Raw genomic sequence first — 17,833 nt, 5'->3', positions numbered from 1 at the left:
GCGGCCGTTGCGCCGCTTTTTTAGACCCCATTTCCCCATGCCCATCTACGCCTACAAGTGCAGCGCCTGCGGCTTCGCCAAGGACGCTTTGCAGAAGATGTCCGACGCGCCCCTCACGGTGTGCCCGGCGTGCGGCGCGAGTGCGTTCGAAAAGCAGGTCACGGCCGCCGGCTTCCAGCTCAAGGGCTCCGGCTGGTACGTGACCGATTTCCGCGACGGCGGCGGCAAGAAGTCCGAGCCGGCCACGTCGACCGCCTCCGGCGAATCTTCGTCCTCTTCCTCTTCTTCCACCACGACCGCCGCGCCGAGCCCCGCTCCGGCGCCCGCCGCACCGGCTCCCGCGCCGGCCGCGTCGAGCGGCGACTGAAACGCCCCTGACCGCCATGCTCGCCCTGCGCAAATGGTTGCTGTCCGGCCTGCTGGTCATCGTGCCGCTGGTCATCACGCTCGGCGTGCTGAACTGGATCATCGGCACGCTCGACCAGACGCTTTGGCTGCTGCCCGAGCAGTGGCAGACCTGGCTGAGCGAGCACAAGGTGCGCGGCCTGGGCGTGCTGCTCACGCTGGCGATCCTGCTGGTGGTGGGCGCCACGGCCAGCAACTTCGTCGGCAAGCGCCTGCTCGGCTGGGGCGATGCCGTGGTCCGGCGCATCCCGGTGGTGCGCTCGATCTACTCCAGTGTCAAGCAGGTGTCGGACACGCTGTTCTCCGAGAACGGCAACGCCTTCCGCACCGCGGTGCTGGTGCAATGGCCGCGCGAAGGCGTGTGGACCATCGCCTTCGTGACCGGGGCGCCCGGCAACGAGGTCGCCGCGCATCTCGGCGAGGGCGAGTTCCTCAGCGTCTACGTGCCGACCACGCCCAATCCCACGGGCGGCTACTTCGTGATGCTCAAGCGCAGCGACTGCATCGAACTGAAGATGAGCGTGGACGAAGCGCTCAAGTACATCGTCTCGATGGGGGTGGTCGTTCCAGGCGGCCCCACCACGGTGGCGGTGAAGTCTTCCAACTCATAAAAGAACGAACGCGCCCTCGAGGCGCCGGAATGGATTCCCTATGGCCATGCGTACTCAATATTGCGGTCTCGTGACCGAAGCCCTGCTGGGCCAGACCGTCACCCTTTGCGGCTGGGTCAACCGTCGCCGCGACCACGGCGGCGTGATCTTCATCGACGTGCGTGACCGCGAAGGCTACGTGCAGGTGGTGTGCGACCCCGACCGCGCCTCCACCTTCGCCGTGGCCGAGAGCCTGCGCAACGAATACTGCGTGCAGGTCACCGGCCTGGTGCGCGCGCGCCCCGAAGGCACGACCAACGACCAGCTCAAGAGCGGCAAGATCGAAGTGCTGTGCCACGAGCTGAAGGTGCTGAACCCCTCGGTCACGCCCCCGTTCCTGCTGGACGACGACAACCTGTCGGAAACCACCCGCCTCACGCACCGCGTGCTCGACCTGCGCCGCCCGGCCATGCAGCGCAACATGATGCTGCGCTACAAGGTGACGATGGAAACGCGCAAGTTCCTCGACGCCAACGGCTTCATCGACATCGAGACGCCGATGCTGGGCAAGTCCACGCCCGAGGGCGCGCGCGACTACCTCGTGCCCAGCCGCGTGCACGACGGCAGCTTCTTCGCGCTGCCGCAGTCGCCCCAGCTGTTCAAGCAACTGCTGATGGTGGCCGGCTACGACCGCTACTACCAGATCGTGAAGTGCTTCCGCGACGAAGACCTGCGCGCCGACCGCCAGCCCGAATTCACGCAGATCGACATCGAGACCTCCTTCCTCGCCGAGGAAGAGATCCGCGAGATGTTCGAAGGCATGATCCGCAACGTGTTCCGCAACGCCGCGGGCATCGACCTGCCGGTGTTCCCGACCATGACGTACGCGGACGCGATGTTCAAGTACGGCTCCGACAAGCCCGACCTGCGCGTGAAGCTCGAGTTCACCGAGCTGACCGAGCTGATGAAGCGCGTCGAGTTCAAGGTGTTCTCCAACGCCGCCACCATGGCCGGTGGCCGCGTGGTCGCGCTGCGCGTGCCTGGCGGCGGTGCCGAGGGCGGCCTGTCGCGCGGCGAGATCGACGCCTACCAGGAGTTCGTCAAGATCTACGGCGCCAAGGGCCTGGCCTACATCAAGGTCAACGACGCGCAAGCCGGCCGTGACGGCCTGCAGAGCCCGATCGTGAAGAACCTCGACGACAACGCGCTGGCCGAGATCATCGCCCGCACGGGCGCACGCAACGGCGACATCCTGTTCTTCGGCGCCGACAAGGAAAAGGTCGTCAACGACGCCATCGGTGCGCTGCGCGTGAAGATCGGCCACAGCGCCTTTGGCAAGAAGAGCGGCCTGTTCGACGACCGCTGGGCGCCGCTGTGGGTGGTGGACTTCCCGATGTTCGAGTTCGACGAGGAAGGCCAGCGCTGGAGCGCCGTGCACCACCCGTTCACCGCGCCGAAGGACGGCCACGAAGATCTCATGGACACCGCGCCCGAGAAGTGCATCGCCAAGGCCTACGACATGGTGCTCAACGGCATCGAGATGGGCGGCGGCTCGGTGCGTATCCACCGCGAGGAAGTGCAGAGCAAGGTGTTCCGCGCGCTGAAGATCAGCGCCGAGGACGCGCAGCTCAAGTTCGGCTTCCTGCTGGATGCGCTGCAGTACGGCGCCCCGCCGCACGGCGGCATCGCCATCGGCCTGGACCGCCTGGTCATGCTCATGACCGGCGCCGAGTCGATCCGCGACGTGATCGCCTTCCCCAAGACCCAACGCGCGCAAGACCTGCTGACGCAGGCGCCGAGCCCGGTCGACGAGAAGCAGCTGCGCGAGCTCCACATCAAGCTGCGCAACAATCCCCAGGCAGCAGCATGATGCTCGCCCCCAGGCTGCGCGCACTTCGTGTCGCTTCGCCAACCCCCTACCGGGGGCAACACCAGAGGCCCGGCAAAGCGGGTTCCTCGGTGTTTCGCGAAGAAGCCTGAGCACCCCCCGATGACGACCGACTCCCGGCCCTGGAAGATCCCGGAGTCGGTGCTGGTCGTGATCCACACGCCGGCGCTCGATGTGCTGCTGATCCGGCGTGCGGATGCCGAGACCGACTTCTGGCAGTCGGTCACCGGCAGCAAGGATGTGGCCGACGAGCCGCTCGCGCTCACCGCGGCGCGCGAGGTGGCCGAGGAAACCGGCATCCTGTGCGGCGAAGGCACGCCGCTGGCTTCGCAGCTGGTCGACTGGCAGCTGCGCAACGTCTACGAGATCTACCCCCGCTGGCGCGCCCGCTATGCGCCGGGCGTCACCCACAACACCGAGCACCTGTTCGGCCTGCGCGTGCCCGAACGCGTCGTGCCCACGCTCGACCCCCGCGAGCACACCGACTGGCGCTGGCTGCCATACCGGGAAGCGGCGGACGCCTGCTTTTCCCCGTCGAATGCCGAAGCCATTCTGTTGCTGCCAGAATTTGCGCGATGACGAACCAGCCGGCAGCAGCAGCGGTGCAGAACCTCCGCGTCGCCACCTACAACATCCACAAGGGTGTGCAGGGCATCGGCCCCACGCGGCGGCTCGAGATCCACAACCTGGGCCATGCCATCGAGCAGCTCGACGCCGACATCGTCTGCCTGCAGGAAGTGCGAAAGATGAACCGGCAGGCGGCCGCGCGTTTCGCGCGCTGGCCCGAGTTGCCGCAGGCCGACTTCCTCGCGCCCGAGGGCTACACCGCCGTCTACGAGACCAACGCCGTCACGCGCCATGGCGAGCACGGCAACGCGCTGCTCACGCGCTGGCCGGTGCTGGGCACCAACCACCAGGACATTTCCGACCACCGCTTCGAGCAGCGCGGGCTGCTGCACGTGGTGATCGACGTGGAAGGCCGGCGGGTGCACGCCATCGTGGTGCACCTGGGGCTCATCAAGGGCAGCCGGGTGCGGCAGATCGCGCGGCTGCGCGAATTCATCGACCGCGAGGTGCCGCCCGGCGAGGCAGTGGTGGTGGCGGGCGACTTCAACGACTGGGGCGCGCGCATGCGCTATGCCATGAATGCCATGGGCCTGCGCGACACCAGCGACCTGCGCGGGCCCCGCACGCTCACGTACCCCTCGCGCCTGCCGGTGGCCCAGCTCGACTTCGTCTACGGACGCGGCCTGGAGCCGCTGGCCTGCAACGTGCCGCGCGGCCCGATCTGGGCCCGCATGTCCGATCACCTTCCGCTGGTGGCCGATTTCACGCTCCTTAATTGATAGCATTGCTCCAAGGAGGGACGGGCGTTGCGGCCCCGAATGTCCGGAGCCATTCACTGGTACGATCCCCGCCATGCTGAGGAAAACCGACGTCGAACCGCTCCCCGATCGAAAAGACGATGACGAGGGCACGCCCGTCTCCGTGAAGATCCGCGAGCGCATCACCGCCGCGCGCAAGCGCTTCAATGCCAACGACAACATCTCCGAGTTCATCGAGCCCGGCGAGCTCGAGAAGCTGCTCGACGAGGTCGAGGTCAAGATGAAGGACGTGCTGCACAGCCTGGTGATCGACGTCGAGAACGACCACAACACCGACAACACCGCGCGCCGCGTCGCCAAGATGTACCTCAACGAGGTCTTCCGTGGCCGCTACGTCGCCCCGCCTTCGCTCACCGAGTTTCCCAACGCCGAGCACCTGAACGAGCTGATGATCGTCGGCCCGATCACCGTGCGCAGCGCCTGCTCGCATCACTTCTGCCCGATCATCGGCAAGCTGTGGATCGGCGTGATGCCCAACGAGCACACCAACGTGATCGGCCTGTCGAAGTACGCGCGCCTGGCCGAGTGGGTCATGGGCCGTCCGCAGATCCAGGAAGAAGCCGTGGTGCAGCTGGCCGACCTGATCCAGGAGAAGACCCAGCCCGACGGCCTCGCCCTCGTCATGGAGGCCGAGCACTTCTGCATGGCCTGGCGCGGCGTGAAGGAAATGGACAGCAAGATGATCAATTCCGTGATGCGCGGCGTGTTCCTGAAAGACCCGAGCCTGCGCCGCGAATTCCTGTCCCTCCTGCCGAGAAAGGGCTGAGCCATGCTGGTCCGACTCCTCTACGCCAGCCGCGCCGTCGACACCAGCCCCGAGGCCATCGAGTCGATCCTCGCGCAATCGCGCTCGCACAACACCGCCTGCGGCATCACCGGCATCCTCTGCTACGGCGCGGGGACCTTCCTGCAGGCCATCGAAGGCGGCCGCATGGCCATCAGCGAGCTGTACGGCCACATCCAGCGCGACGCGCGCCACAAGGACGTGGTGCTGCTGCACTACGAAGAGATCTCCGAGCGCCGCTTCGGCGGCTGGACCATGGGGCAGGTCAACCTGTCGAAGCTCAACGCGTCGACGCTGCTGAAGTATTCCGAGAAGCCCGAGCTCAATCCGTACGCGGTGTCGGGCAAGGTCTCATTGGCGCTGCTGGAAGAGCTGATGGCCACCGCAGCCATCGTCGGCCGCCACTGAAAGTGGTGGCCCCCACGCTCGGCACTTCGTGTCCTCGCTGCCCCCCGAGGGGGCCGCTCGCGCCTTGGGGCGGCCCGGCGGCGCTCGGTCTCGCATAGCTCGAGGTGCCGCTCTCCGCATTCGCCCTGATCCTGCTCGCCGGGATCATCCATGCCAGCTGGAACATCGCCGCCAAGAAGGCCAACGGCGACGCGCGCTTCAGCTTCCAGACCAGCGTGTTCAACATGGTCATCTGGGCTCCGCTGGGCATCGTGCTGGGCTGGAACGTGGTGCCGGGCTGGGGCGCGGCCGAGTGGGGCTTCGTCGTGCTCAGCGGGGTGCTGCACGTCTTCTATTTCATCGTGCTGCTGCGCGGCTACCGCAAGTCGGACCTCACCGTGGTCTACCCGCTGGCGCGCGGCTCCGGGCCGCTGCTGTCGTCGCTGGTGGCGGTGCTCTTCCTTGGCGAGAAGATCAGCCTCGTCGGCGTGGCCGGCATCCTGGGCGTGGTGGCCGGCGTGTTCCTCATCGCCGGCGGCCCGCGCCTGTGGCAGAAGGCGCACGACCCGGCGCAGCGTGCGCGGGTGCACAAGGGCATGCGCTACGGCGTGCTGACCGGCGCCTTCATTGCGGCCTACACGGTGGCTGACAGCTACGCGGTCAAGTTCCTCATGATGTCGCCGATCCTGCTCGACTACATGGGCAATCTCGTTCGCATCGTGTTGCTGATGCCCGCCGCGCTGCAGGACCGCGCGACCACCGCGCGCATGTGGCGCGAGCAGTGGAAGTACGCGCTGCTGGTGGCGGCGATCAGCCCGGTGTCTTACGTGCTGGTGCTCTACGCGGTGCAGCAGGCGCCCATCTCCCACGTGGCGCCCGCGCGCGAGGTCTCGATGCTGTTTGCCGCGCTCATCGGCGGCCACCTGCTGCGCGAGGGCGACCGGCTGCTGAGGCTGCTGGGCGCAATGTTCATCGCCGCCGGCGTGGTGGCGCTCGCGCTGGGCTGAGGCCGTGCTGCTGTTCGGCTGCGACTTCTCCAGCGCGCCAACGGCACGCAAGCCCATCGTCATCGCGACCGGCGAGCTGGCCGGCGCCGACCGCGTCGTGCTGCACGGCCTGCGGCGCTTCTCGACGCTCGACGCATGGGGTGAATGGCTCATCGCCACGCCTGCGTGGACCGGCGGCTTCGACTTTCCGTTCAGCCTGCCGCGCGAGCTCGTCGAGCACCTGCGGTGGCCGCTGCAGTGGGAGCCGCTGATGGCCCACTACGCCGGCCTGAGCCGCGCCGAGATCCGCGGGACCTTCGCCGCCTTCTGCGCGGCGCGCCCGGTGGGCGGCAAGTTCGCGCATCGCGCGGCCGACGCTCCCGCGGGCTCCAGCCCTTCGATGAAATGGGTCAACCCGCCGGTGGCGTACATGCTTCATGCGGGCGTGCCGCGCCTGCTGGCCGCCGGTGCGCGCATTCCGGGGCTGCACGCAGGCAAGGGCGGCGATCGCATCGCGCTGGAGGCTTATCCCGGCCTGCTGGCGCGCGAGCTGATCGGCCGCCGCAGCTACAAGAGCGACGACCTCGTGAAGCAGACGCCGGAGCGCCGGACCGCGCGCGCCGATCTGCTGGCGGCGCTGGAAGCCGGCTCGGCCCGCCTCGGACTCGGGCTGGCCGTCACGCCGGCGCAGCGCAAGGAACTGCTGGCGGATGCCCGCGGCGACGACATCGACGCGGCGCTGTGCCTGATGCAGGCCGCCTGGGGCCACCTGCGCGCCGGAAGCCCCGGCCCGGGCCATGGCCTGCCGGAAGACATCGATCCGCTTGAAGGATGGATCGTCAGCGCCTGAGCTTCCTTGTCCTACACCTCTTCGGGCTTCCGTCGGCGTGAGCCGGCCCGGGCAGGGACCTAGATTGAATGCGTGGGCCGCTGCGGCTCACGCATTCGTTTCATAACTCAGGAAGGAAGCAACATGAACAAGGATCAAGTGGCAGGCCGCGTCGAGGAAGCCAAGGGCAAGCTGAAGGAAGTCGCCGGCAAGGTCGTCGGCAACGAGAAGCTCGAAGGCGAGGGCGTTGCCGACCAGGCCGCCGGCAAGGTGCAAAAGACCTACGGCGACCTCAAGGAAAAGGCCAAGGACGCGATCAAGTCGGGCGCCGACAAGCTGTGAGCGTCGCAAGGCCGGCTGCCGGTGATCCGGCAGCCTTCCCTGCCTTTCATCTCCCCCCGATTTCCAGAGATTTCCCCGATCAACAGGAGGATTCCATGAACAGATCGACCCAACAGACGGCCACGCCGCATTCGCGCGCCTGGCTTGCCGTGCTCGTGGCCGGCGCGGCGCTGACGCTGGCTGCCTGCGACAAGTCCGACAACCGCACTGCGGGCGAGAAGCTCGACAGCGCCGTGGCCAAGACCGAGCAGGCCGCCGACGCCGCGGCAGCCAAGACCGGCGAGGCCGTCAAGGACGCCAAGGCGAAGATCGAGTCGTCCAATACCACCGCCGAGGTGAAGGAGGCAGCCAAGGATGCCGGCGCCGCGGTGAGCACGACCGTGAACGACGCCGCCATCACGGCTTCGGTGTCCGCGGGCCTTGCCAAGGACCCGGACCTGAGCGCCATCAAGATCGACGTCGACACCAAGGCCGGCGCGGTGAGCCTGAAGGGCCCGGCGCCCACGGCAGCCGCCAAGGCGCGCGCCGAGGAGATCGCCAAGGGCGTGCAGGGCGTGACGTCGGTGGACAACCAGCTTCAGGTGAAGGGCTGATCGCTTTCGCCCGGTCTCGGTCGCGTTTTCGCTTCACCCATGAAAAAGCCCGGTTAGTGCCGGGCTTTTTCATGAGAGCACGGGGCCGATGCGGCCCCGGGGTCGGGTCAATCAGTGGCCCAGCCAGTCCTTCAGCTCGTCGGCATGCTCTTCCTCGTCGGAAAGGATGTCCTCGAGCATGCGCCGCGTGGTCGGGTCCTTGTCGCCGATCAGCGCGATCATCTGGCGGTACGACTCCACCGCCACGCGCTCGGCGATCAGGTTGGCGCGCACCATCGCCTGCAGGTCGGTCGATTCGTCGTAGGCCGCATGGCTGCGGTCGAGCAGGCGCGAGGGCGCGAAGTCGGGTTCGCCGCCCAGCTGCACGATGCGCTCGGCGATGCGGTCGGCATGGGCCGATTCCTCGTTGGCGTGCACCAGGAATTCGTCGGCGATGGCGGGCGACTCGACGCCGTTGGCGGTGAAGTAGTGGCGCTTGTAGCGCAGCACGCAGACCAGCTCGGTGGCCAGCGCGTCGTTCAGCAGCTTGACGACGTCGTCGCGCCAGGGGCCGTAGCTCGGGGTGACGGCGCCGTCGTCGAGGCTGTTGCGCGCGGCGTCGAGTCCGCTCTGGTCGAGTTCCAGGTGCTTGTGGGCGGTGGAAGCAGAAGAAGCAGAGGAGGAAGAGGAAACGTCGGTTTTCATGGAGTGTCCTTTCGTGGGGAGCGGGATGGGTGAGGGGAGCCCGGGGGCTTCCGCATCAGCGTGGTGACGAGGTCGGCCACGTCGGATGTCTTCAGTACGGCCGCCAGCACCGCGGTGGCCGAGAGCAGCCGCCAGGGCCTGACGAGCACCAGCAGGGCGCCGGTGGCGGCCGCGGCCGCCATGAGCTTGGCCGGTTCTTTGCGCGCGTAGTGTTCGAGCACCGGCCGCGCCAGTTGGCCGACCGCATGCGCGGGGTGCCTGCGCCACCAGCGTTCCGCCACGCTGCGGCCCACGGCGAGCCACACGTTCTCTCTTCTTCCTCCTCTTGCTCCTCCTTGTTCTCCTCTACCTCGAGCGTGGTCCTGATGCAGGTCATCCGCCTGTGCGGAGGCGGCTTGCGCGTCGTACTGCGCGTATTCCAGGTCGTCCGGTTCTTGGTCTTCGGCCGGCGCGCCTGCGTCCTGGTTGAACTGCCGCACCAGTGCGCGGCGCGAGAGGGCCAGGCGCTGGACCGGACTGAGATGCGAAGGAGGGTGGCGGTCAGCGGCCATGGGGGTCTCCGGCTTCGCGCAGCGCCTGCAGGTCGGCGTCGAGCTGGGAGCGCAGGTCGTCGAAGCTGTAGCTGCTGGTAGGCCGCGTCGCGTACCAAGTGCAGATGAGCGCCATCACCACGGCCACGGCCGGCACGGCCACCAGCACCCAGTGAAAGCTGCCGTGCATCACGCCGAGCAGCACGGCCACGCCGATCAGCCCGAGCGCCAGCGTGGCGCTGGCCACCGCCAGGACGCCCGCGACGATGCGAGCGGCGATGCCGCGTCCCGCTTGCGCGGATTCCTGGCGAAGGAGGGCGGCGTAGTTGGCGAGGTGTTCAGCGACGAGTTCCGGATGCCCGAGCACCGTGGAAAAAATCGGATGGAGCATGGTGCCGGGATCGGTCGACGACGGACGCTTCGTGGATCAGTAGTCGTCGCGGCTGCGGCGGCTTGCCAGCACGATGAGCGCCGTGATGGCGGCGCCGGCGGCGGCCGCGAGCAACACCGAGCGCACGGGCTGGTCGGAGATGTAGCGGCCGGTGACGTCGGCTGCCTGTTCGAGGCGGCGCTGGGCGCGGGCACTGGTGGTCGATGCGGCGTCCAGGCCGCGCTGAACGGCTTGCTGCACGCGGGCTGCGAGTTGCTCGACGGCCGGTTCGGAATCGCGCTGCAGGTCGCGGACCTTTTCGCCCGCCGCATTCACCGCGTTCTGAGCATAGGCGCGGGTGGTTTCGACCGCGTCACGGGCGGTCTGGCGCGCTTCGTCGGCGAGTTGCGAGGGAGTCTTGGTCGTCGTGTTCATGTGAAAGTCCTTTCCGGAAAAGTGAAATGCGCAAGCCTGTTGATCGTAACGACGCTACTTGCGTCGTAGCAAGCCGGCAAGGAAGCTCGCGATCGCGAGGACCGCGAAGATCACGAACAGGATCTTGGCGATGCCCACCGCGCTGGCGGCGATGCCGCCGAACCCGAAGAGGGCCGCGATCAGGGCGATGACCAGAAACACCACGGCGTAATGCAGCATGTGGAACTCCTTCGAGGCTTGCCTCGCTGTTTTTGAAAAACGTCCAAACGTCGCATCCGGCAACCCCCGACGGGAAAGAACCGGAAGAACCGGATGGCACGGTATCAACCTTAAGCGGGGGGCCGTCCCGGACCTGTCAGCGGCCGGGGTTGGGGTGCGTAGGAGATGGCCGAGTCGGCCGCGGCGCGCGGTGTGCAGGAGTTCCGGCTGCGCTACGGCTGCGAAGAGAGAAGAGAAAAGAGAGAGGACGATCGAGAGGGCGATCAGGCCGGCTTGACGATCGGAAGCATCGCGCTCAGCCGCGTGCCCTTGCCCGGCGCGGACCATATCGTGAGCTTGCCGCGCGCGGCTTCCACCCGGTGCCGCATGCCCGCGAGGCCGTGCGTCGAGGGCCGCACGCGCTGCGTGTCGAAGCCCTTGCCGTTGTCGGCCACCTCCACCACCACGTGGTTGTCGTAGTTCTTGAGGACGATGGTGGCCTCGCTCGCCTCGGCGTACTTGCCGATGTTGGTGAGGCTCTCCTGCACCATGCGGTAGATGGTGAGCTGGCGCGACTCGTCCATGGTCACGGGCTCGAGCACCATCTCCACCTGCAGGCCGGAGCGCTCCCCGAACTCGCGCCCCAGGATCTCCAGCGACGCGACCAGCCCCAGGTTGGCCAGCGAGGAGGGGCGCAGGTCCTCGATGATGCGGCGCTTGAGCGCGATGCCGCTGTTGAGCAGCTCGGTCAGATGCTGCAGCCGCTGGATCGCGTCGGGCGCGTCCGCCAGCCGCGACTTCAGCCGCGCCACGTCGAGCTTGGCCGCGGTGAGCAGCGAGCCCAGCTCGTCGTGCAGTTCGCGCGCGAGGAAGCCGCGCTCGGTCTCGCGCACGTCCTGCAGGTGGGTGGCCAGCTCGGCCAGCGAGGCGGTGCGCTCGCGCACCTCGTCCTCCAGCGCGTTGCGCTCGCGCTGCAGGGACTCCTGCTGGCGCTCGCCGATGGAGCGCAGCACGTGCGTCTGGCGCAGGTACAGGAAGAAGGCAAGGAGTGCGGCCAGCGCCACGATGGCGGTACCGATGCGCGCCAGCTGCAGCGAACGCAGCACCTGCGCCTGGCTCTGGCCCAGGGTGGCGTTGCTGGCCTTCACCAACTCGCCCGCCGTCGCGCGGATGGCCTCCATCTCCTCCTGGCCCACGTCGGTGGTGATGACGAACTTCCAGGCGTCGTCCTTGCCGTCCTGGCGCAGGCGCACGCTCATGTCCATCTCGGCGACCTTGCGCAGCACGTGCTTTGACAGCTCGGCCAGCCGGGTGAGTTCGGCCGGGCGGTCGGCATACAGCCGGCGCAGCGTGGCGAGGTGGCCGTCGACCTGCTTGACCGCATCGTCATAGGGTTTTCGGTAGCTCGCCTCGCCGGTCAGCAGGAAGCCCCGCTGGCCGGTCTCGGCGTCCAGCATGTTCTGCAGGATCTTGTTGAGCGTGCCTCGCACCTGCTGGGCCTCGTCGATGTCGGCCAGGGCGCGGGTGGACTGCCGGTAGCCGGCCTCGTTGATGCCGACGAGGGCCAGCGCGGCCAGTGCCGCGAGCAGCAGGCTCACGGCCATTCTTGGTGGGGCTAACCAGTGCATGAAACTTTCAAGGCTGCTTGTGGCGCAAGTTCGTGAATAATTGATAACAATCAGGGACCTGGCATGTTGCGACCCTCGGGTGCGCAACACAACGACGAAAGTAACAAATGATCAAAATCGGAATTGTGGACGACCACGCCATCGTGCGATCGGGCCTCCGGCAGTTCTTCTCCGAGCACGTGGACCTGCGCGTGGCGGGCGAGGCAGCCAGCGGCCGTGAAGCCATCGAACTGGTGCGCACCACGGAGCTGGACGTGCTGGTCATGGACCTTTCGATGCCCGGGCAAAGCGGTATCGATGCACTCGCCATGATCCGCGCCAAGGCGCCGGACGTGGGCATCCTGATCCTCAGCGGCTATCCCGAGGAGCACTACGCGATGAACCTGATCCGCCAGGGCGCGAGCGGCTACCTCAACAAGGAATGCGATCCCATCGAGATCGTCAACGCCATCCGCACCATCGCGCTGGGCCGGCGCTACATCACCCCGGCCGTGGCCGAACTGCTGGCCCGCCAGCTCGACCGCAAGGACGACGCCGCGCCGCACGAGCAGCTCTCTGAGCGCGAATTCCAGGTGTTCCTGAAGCTCGCCAAGGGCGAGACGGCCGGCGACATCGCCAAGACGCTGTCGCTGTCGGTGAAGACCGTGAGCACCTACCGCACGCGGCTGATGGAGAAGATGAATCTCTCCTCCAACAGCGACCTCACGTACTACGCACTGAAGAACAAGCTGATCGACTGAAGCCGGCCGGCGGGCAGGGAGGGGGTCCAAGGCGGCTTCCTCAGCCCGCGCCGGACGAGGCGCGCGAGGCTCGATCGCGGGCCTGCACCAGGCAGAATTCGACCAGCGCGTCGATCTCGTTCGACTTGTCGAACACCGCGTCGACCCCGAACTCCGCGCAGCGGCGCCGTATGTCGGGCGTCGCATAGTTGCTGAGCACCACCACCTTCTGTACCGGCTTGCGGCCCTGGCAGGCCTGCAGCACGCCCAGGCCGCTGCCCTGCTTGAGGAAGAGATCGACGATGACGAGGTCCCACTCGCCGTCGTGGCCGAGCAGCCATGCGCGCGCGCCGCTTTCGGTTTCGGCGAAGCCCACGACCGTGGTGCAGGTGAGTTCTTCCAGCGTGCCAATGAGGTTTTCACGGATCGTGAGGTTGTCTTCGACAACATAAGTCTGCAATCTGGAATCCATGCCGAACCACTCTTCCTCTGAGGTTGGCTGACGCATTCAGCGCGCCTGCGTTGGCAACGACTGCCTGCGGAGCGACTTTGCTGCGTCTCCTGTGCGCATCATGCAAGCTTCGGCGGCTGGCGGTTGTAGGCGGGTTCCGACGCGCGCATTCCCGGCGCCTCCAGTAGGCAATGCCTCACGATTTCTACGGCTTGCCGCTGACCGCGGCCGAGCGACCGCCCGAGTTAAAAGGAGCCCCATGGCAACGACGAATGCACCGACCAAAGCTGGCATCCTGCGCGGCCGGCCGCTCTGGCAGAAGCTGCTGGCGGGCCTGGTGCTGCTCTTCGCGCTGCTGGCCGTGGGGCTCGCCTTCTTCCCGTGGGACGTGCTGCGAGAGCCGGTCAACCGCTACGTCAGCGAGAAGACCGGGCGCAAGTTCGAGATCACCCGGCGGCTCGACGTGGGGCTCGGGTGGCGGCAGGCCACCGTCAGGCTCGACGGCATCGAGTTCGCCAATCCCCCGTGGGCGCGCGATCCGTACCTGGTGAAGGCGGAGCGCGCCGATTTCGACATCCGCCTCTGGCCGCTGATCTCGAGCAGCATCGTCATCCCGCGGCTGGCGCTTTCCTCGCCCACGGTGGGGCTGCAGATGGAAGCCGACGGCCGCCGCACCTGGGCGCTGGGCAAGGAAGGCAAGGACAGCTCGGAAGGCGGCACCGTGCCCACCATCGGCCAGGTGCAGGTCGACAGCGGCGCGGTCGACTTCCTGGCCAAGCACCTGGGCGTCGACGTGCATGCCGACCTGAGCTACGACAGCAGCCGCGGCGAAATGCCGCTGGACTACCGCATCAAGGGCCGCTACAAAGGCCAGCCGCTGACCGCCAGCGGGCGCACGGGCAACGTGCTGCAGATCGAGACCACGAACGCGCCGCCTTTCCCGATCGAAATCCGCGCCGCCGCAGGCCAGACGCAGCTGAAGGCGGCCGGCACGGTCGCCCGGCTGTCGGACCTGGACGGCATCGACGCCAGGTTCGACATCAAGGGCCAGACGCTGGGCGCCCTGTTCCCGCTGCTGGGCATCGCGCTGCCGCAGACATCGCCGTACACCTTGAGCGGCAAGCTCGACAAGCGTGGCAAGCTGTGGGAGGCCTCCGGTCTCAAGGGCCGGCTGGGCCTGTCCGACATCGCGGGCGACATGCGCTTCGATCAGTCCGGCAAGCTGCCGCACCTGGCGGGCGACCTGCGCTCCAACGTGATGGACATGGACGACCTGGGCCCGCTGATCGGCCTGCCGCCCACGGCGCGCACCGCCGCCACCGTGGAAGGCGTGGCGCCGCCGCCCACCGTCACGCAGGTCAGGCGCCCTGGCGGCAAGGTGCTGCCCACGGCGCCGCTGGACTTCGATCGCCTGCGCGCCATGAACGCTGACGTGAAGTACACCGCCGACCGCATCCGCAACGTGCGCGACGTGCCGCTGGAGCGCGGCAGCGTGCAGGTGAAGCTCGTCGAGGGCGTGCTCACGCTCGACCCGCTCGACCTGGGCGTGGCCGGCGGCAGGCTCAGCGGCGCGATCCGCATCGACGGCTCGAAGAAGCCGGCGGACATCCGCGCATCGCTCGACGCCCGGGCCATGCAGCTGGCGCGGCTCTTCCCGAAGCTCGAAACCACCGGCAACAGCGTCGGCCGGCTGGACGGGCGCATCAATCTCTCGGGCTCCGGCAGCACCGTGGCGAACTGGCTGGGCGGCGCGTCGGGCGACGTGGCGGTCATCTCGGGGCGCGGGCAGTTCGGCAACCTGCTGCCGGTGTTCGCGACGCTGGTGGGCGGCGACATCATCAAGTTCATCCTGCGCGGCGATCGCAACGTCGAGCTGCGCTGCGCGGCCCTGGCCTTCGACGTGAACAAGGGCCTGATGACCGGCCGCACCCTCGTGGTGGATACGACCAACGCTGTCTTCATCGCCACCGGGCAGGCCAACCTGGCGACCGAGGGGCTGGATTTCGTGATCCGCCCTGAGCCCAAGAGCAAGAACATCCTCTCGATCCGCACGCCGCTGGTGGTGAGCGGCACCTTCGGCGATCCGAAGGGCGGCCTGGAAGTCGGTCCGCTGGCCGGACGCGGGCTGGCCGCGCTGGCGCTGGGCGCGGTCAATCCGCTTCTGGCGTTGGCGGCGACCATCGAGCCGGGTCCGGGCGAGGATTCGAACTGCCAGGGCGTGGTGGCGCAGGCGAACAAGCCCACGGGAGCAGCGGCCAAGGGCGCCGCACGGGCGAAGGGCGCGAAGCAGCCTTAACTGGAAGGGCGGCGATGGCGCTGCGCGCAGACGCTGCAGTGCGGGTCGCGTGCCACGCGCAGCGTGTCGAAGGAGGTGCTGCGCCCGTCGAACATCAGCAGCTTGCCCGCCAGCGACGGGCCGATGCCGGCCAGCAGCTTCAGCGCCTCGCTGGCCTGCAGCGTGCCGATGGTTCCCACCACCGGGCCGAAGACGCCGAGCACCGCGCAACGGGTTTCCTCGAAGTCCGCGTCGGGCGGGAAGATGCAGGCGTAGCAGGGCGAGGCGTCGTCGCGGGTGTCGTAGACGCTCAGCTGGCCGTCGAAACGGATCGCCGCGCCCGCCACCAGCGGCTTCGAATGGGCGACGCAGGCACGGTTGACGGCCTGCCGGGTGGCGAAGTTGTCGCAGCAGTCGACCACCACGTCGGCCTCGGCGACCAGGCGCGACAGCAGGGTCTCGTCGGCGCGCAGCGCGTGGGTTTCGATGGCGATGTCGGGGTTGATGGCGCGCATGGCCTGCGCGGCCGACTCCACCTTGGGAAGACCGACCCGGTCATGCGAATGCGCCACCTGGCGCTGGAGATTGGTGAGGTCCACCTCGTCGTCGTCGACCAGCACGATGCGGCCGACCCCCGCCGCAGCGAGGTACAGGGCCACCGGCGAACCCAGTCCGCCGGCGCCTATGACGAGAACCTGTCCGGCACTGACACGGGCCTGCCCGTCGATGCCGAATTCCTCGAGAAGGATGTGGCGCGAATAGCGCAGCAGCTGGCTATCTTCCATGCGCCACCGGGCTCAGTTTTCCTTCTTCTCTTCCTTGTTGTCGACGATGACCTGCGTCTTGCTCACGAGCACCGGCTGGCCCTTCAGGCGGTTGAGCGCCTGCACGAGCGGGAAGTCCTTGTCGGTGCCGAACTCGGGCACCTTGCGGTCCTGCGGCGGCTTCTTGGCTTCTTCCTCGAGGCGCTTGCGGGCTTCGTCGCGGGCCTTCTCGCGTTCCGGGTCCTTGACTTCGGGGCCCTGGCCGCTGGCCAGGTGCTTCTCGAGGTCGGCCTCGCGCATGCGCAGGGCGGCGAAGGGGCTGCCCTCGGCGCTTTCGTCGACCAGCACGTTCGGCACGATGCCCTTGGCCTGGATCGAGGTACCGCTGGGCGTGTAGTAGCGCGCGGTGGTGATCTTCAGGCCGGTGTCGGGGCCGAGCGGACGGACCGTCTGCACCGAGCCCTTGCCGAAGGTCTGGCTGCCCATGATGGTGGCGCGCTTGTGGTCCTGCAGCGCGCCGGCGACGATTTCGCTGGCGGAAGCCGAGCCTTCGTTCACCAGCACCACCAGCGGCACGGTCTTCAGCGCGGCCGGCAGGCTGCGCAGCGGGTCGCTGCCCGAGCGGCGCTGGTAGAACTCCGGCGCCGCCTTGTAGACCGACTTGCTCTCGGCCAACTGGCCGTCGGTGGTGACCACCGTGACGTTCTCGGGCAGGAAGGCCGACGACACCGCCACGGCCGCGTCGAGCAGGCCGCCCGGGGTCGTTGCGCAGGTCGAGCACCAGGCCCTTGAGGTTCGGGTCTTCCTTGTACAGGTCGTCGATCTTCTTGACGAAGTCGTCGACGGTGCGTTCCTGGAACTGCGACAGGCGGATCCAGCCGTAGCCCGGCTCGATCATCTTGCCGCGGACCGACTGCGTGCGGATTTCCTCGCGCGTGATCGTCACGGGGAAGGTGCGGCTCTCGTCCTTGCGGAAGATGGTCAGCAGCACCTTGGTGTTGGCTTCGCCGCGCATGCGCTTGACCGCCTCGTTCAGCGACAGGCCGCGCACGGCGGTGTCGTCGATCTTGGTGATCAGGTCGTTGGGCTTGAGGCCCGCGCGGAAGGCGGGGGAGCCCTCGATGGGCGAGACGACCTTGATCAGGCCGTCTTCCTGGGAAATCTCGATGCCCACGCCGACGAAGCGGCCGGTGGTGCCTTCCCTGAATTCCTTGAAGGACTTCTTGTCGAAGTACTGGGAATGCGGGTCGAGCCCGGCGACCATGCCCGAGATGGCGTCGGAGATGAGCTTCTTCTCGTCGACCGGCTCCACGTAGTCGCTCTTGACCATCCCGAAGACGGCGGCGAGCTGCTGCAATTCCTCGAGCGGCAGCGGCGCGAGCGAGCCGCGCGCGACAGTCTGCAGCGAGACGGTGGTCAGGACGCCTGCAACGGCGCCGGCGGCGACCCAGCCGGTGATCTTGAGTTTGTGGCCCATCATGAGTGGTTGTCCTTGTCGGCGGCTGTCAGTCCAATATACACAGCTTGGAAGCAAATTGTTTGCCGGGGTTCCACGGGTGGAGCGCCGGACGGGGGCTTTTTCAGGGCGCT

General features: G+C 67.7%; 21 protein-coding genes and 1 pseudogene. 13 read left to right on the top strand and 9 right to left on the bottom strand.

Going from position 1 to position 17,833, the window contains the following annotated elements; all coding sequences use genetic code 11:
• The first annotated feature begins 37 nt into the window (after positions 1–37).
• From ACHMXA_RS27500 to ACHMXA_RS27450, 11 genes are all read left to right on the top strand, one after another.
• Positions 38–367, top strand: coding sequence for an FmdB family zinc ribbon protein (locus tag ACHMXA_RS27500; RefSeq protein ID WP_395317113.1), 330 nt, complete (start codon positions 38–40; stop codon positions 365–367).
• A gap of 16 nt (positions 368–383) precedes the next feature.
• Complete coding sequence (locus tag ACHMXA_RS27495) at positions 384–1,016, top strand: DUF502 domain-containing protein (protein WP_176663101.1); 633 nt, start codon at positions 384–386, stop codon at positions 1,014–1,016.
• 40 nt (positions 1,017–1,056) lie between these two features.
• Positions 1,057–2,865: an aspartate--tRNA ligase gene (gene aspS / locus ACHMXA_RS27490; RefSeq protein WP_176663100.1), complete on the top strand. Its 1,809-nt coding sequence runs from the start codon at positions 1,057–1,059 to the stop codon at positions 2,863–2,865.
• A 120-nt stretch (positions 2,866–2,985) separates the two neighbouring features.
• Positions 2,986–3,462, top strand: a complete 477-nt coding sequence (gene nudB / locus ACHMXA_RS27485; protein WP_395317112.1) for a dihydroneopterin triphosphate diphosphatase — start codon at positions 2,986–2,988, stop codon at positions 3,460–3,462.
• The gene (locus ACHMXA_RS27480) at positions 3,459–4,229 is read left to right on the top strand and encodes an endonuclease/exonuclease/phosphatase family protein (RefSeq protein ID WP_395317111.1); all 771 of its coding nucleotides are present in this window, start codon (positions 3,459–3,461) and stop codon (positions 4,227–4,229) included. The genes nudB and ACHMXA_RS27480 overlap by 4 nt, the downstream gene beginning before the upstream one ends.
• A 73-nt stretch (positions 4,230–4,302) precedes the next feature.
• Positions 4,303–5,034: a GTP cyclohydrolase I gene (folE, locus tag ACHMXA_RS27475; RefSeq protein WP_176663097.1), complete on the top strand. Its 732-nt coding sequence runs from the start codon at positions 4,303–4,305 to the stop codon at positions 5,032–5,034.
• A 3-nt stretch (positions 5,035–5,037) separates the two neighbouring features.
• Positions 5,038–5,460 (top strand): BLUF domain-containing protein, encoded by a 423-nt coding sequence (locus ACHMXA_RS27470; protein ID WP_176663096.1) that lies wholly within the window; start codon positions 5,038–5,040, stop codon positions 5,458–5,460.
• 104 nt (positions 5,461–5,564) lie between these two features.
• The gene (locus tag ACHMXA_RS27465; protein WP_395317110.1) at positions 5,565–6,446 is read left to right on the top strand and encodes an EamA family transporter; all 882 of its coding nucleotides are present in this window, start codon (positions 5,565–5,567) and stop codon (positions 6,444–6,446) included.
• Between the two features lie 4 nt (positions 6,447–6,450).
• A complete protein-coding gene (locus ACHMXA_RS27460) occupies positions 6,451–7,275 on the top strand; it encodes a DUF429 domain-containing protein (protein ID WP_395317109.1) in 825 nt (274 codons plus the stop codon).
• A 123-nt stretch (positions 7,276–7,398) separates the two neighbouring features.
• Positions 7,399–7,596: a CsbD family protein gene (locus ACHMXA_RS27455; protein ID WP_176663093.1), complete on the top strand. Its 198-nt coding sequence runs from the start codon at positions 7,399–7,401 to the stop codon at positions 7,594–7,596.
• 95 nt (positions 7,597–7,691) lie between these two features.
• Entirely contained in the window at positions 7,692–8,189 is a 498-nt protein-coding gene (locus tag ACHMXA_RS27450; protein WP_395317108.1) for a BON domain-containing protein, read from the top strand.
• A gap of 111 nt (positions 8,190–8,300) precedes the next feature.
• On the opposite strand, the gene ACHMXA_RS27445 is transcribed toward ACHMXA_RS27450, so the two are convergent.
• The 6 genes from ACHMXA_RS27445 to ACHMXA_RS27420 form a co-directional block, all read right to left on the bottom strand.
• Positions 8,301–8,873, bottom strand: coding sequence for a bacterioferritin (locus tag ACHMXA_RS27445; protein WP_395317107.1), 573 nt, complete (start codon positions 8,871–8,873; stop codon positions 8,301–8,303).
• Positions 8,870–9,424 carry a hypothetical protein gene (locus ACHMXA_RS27440; protein WP_176663090.1) on the bottom strand — a complete coding sequence of 185 codons (555 nt, stop codon included), beginning with the start codon at positions 9,422–9,424 and terminating at the stop codon, positions 8,870–8,872. The genes ACHMXA_RS27445 and ACHMXA_RS27440 overlap by 4 nt, the downstream gene beginning before the upstream one ends.
• The gene (locus ACHMXA_RS27435) at positions 9,414–9,794 is read right to left on the bottom strand and encodes a hypothetical protein (RefSeq protein WP_395317106.1); all 381 of its coding nucleotides are present in this window, start codon (positions 9,792–9,794) and stop codon (positions 9,414–9,416) included. The genes ACHMXA_RS27440 and ACHMXA_RS27435 overlap by 11 nt, the downstream gene beginning before the upstream one ends.
• A gap of 36 nt (positions 9,795–9,830) precedes the next feature.
• A complete protein-coding gene (locus ACHMXA_RS27430) occupies positions 9,831–10,208 on the bottom strand; it encodes a hypothetical protein (RefSeq protein ID WP_176663088.1) in 378 nt (125 codons plus the stop codon).
• A 54-nt stretch (positions 10,209–10,262) separates the two neighbouring features.
• Entirely contained in the window at positions 10,263–10,427 is a 165-nt protein-coding gene (locus tag ACHMXA_RS27425; protein WP_013543146.1) for a DUF1328 domain-containing protein, read from the bottom strand.
• Between the two features lie 263 nt (positions 10,428–10,690).
• Positions 10,691–12,010, bottom strand: coding sequence for a CHASE3 domain-containing protein (locus ACHMXA_RS27420; RefSeq protein WP_395317105.1), 1,320 nt, complete (start codon positions 12,008–12,010; stop codon positions 10,691–10,693).
• Between the two features lie 131 nt (positions 12,011–12,141).
• Between ACHMXA_RS27420 and ACHMXA_RS27415 the strand changes: the two genes are divergently transcribed.
• Positions 12,142–12,774, top strand: a complete 633-nt coding sequence (locus ACHMXA_RS27415) for a response regulator transcription factor (protein ID WP_019656595.1) — start codon at positions 12,142–12,144, stop codon at positions 12,772–12,774.
• A gap of 40 nt (positions 12,775–12,814) precedes the next feature.
• Here ACHMXA_RS27415 and ACHMXA_RS27410 read toward each other — a convergent pair whose 3' ends face one another.
• On the bottom strand, positions 12,815–13,225 hold the full coding sequence (locus ACHMXA_RS27410) for a response regulator (RefSeq protein WP_176663086.1): 411 nt from the start codon (positions 13,223–13,225) through the stop codon (positions 12,815–12,817).
• Between the two features lie 238 nt (positions 13,226–13,463).
• Between ACHMXA_RS27410 and ACHMXA_RS27405 the strand changes: the two genes are divergently transcribed.
• The gene (locus ACHMXA_RS27405; protein ID WP_395317104.1) at positions 13,464–15,500 is read left to right on the top strand and encodes an AsmA family protein; all 2,037 of its coding nucleotides are present in this window, start codon (positions 13,464–13,466) and stop codon (positions 15,498–15,500) included.
• Here ACHMXA_RS27405 and ACHMXA_RS27400 read toward each other — a convergent pair.
• On the bottom strand, positions 15,497–16,264 hold the full coding sequence (locus ACHMXA_RS27400) for a HesA/MoeB/ThiF family protein (protein ID WP_395317103.1): 768 nt from the start codon (positions 16,262–16,264) through the stop codon (positions 15,497–15,499). The two genes, ACHMXA_RS27405 and ACHMXA_RS27400, sit on opposite strands and share 4 nt — an antisense overlap.
• Before the next feature lie 12 nt (positions 16,265–16,276).
• Positions 16,277–17,720: pseudogene (locus tag ACHMXA_RS27395) on the bottom strand (S41 family peptidase).
• Positions 17,721–17,833: the final 113 nt, after the last annotated feature.

It is taken from the genome of Variovorax sp. UC74_104 (assembly GCF_044055375.1).
Classification (GTDB): Bacteria; Pseudomonadota; Gammaproteobacteria; order Burkholderiales; family Burkholderiaceae_C; genus Variovorax.
The sequence above is the reverse complement of the archived record's forward strand: the minus strand, read 5'-3'. Positions and strand labels throughout refer to the sequence as shown.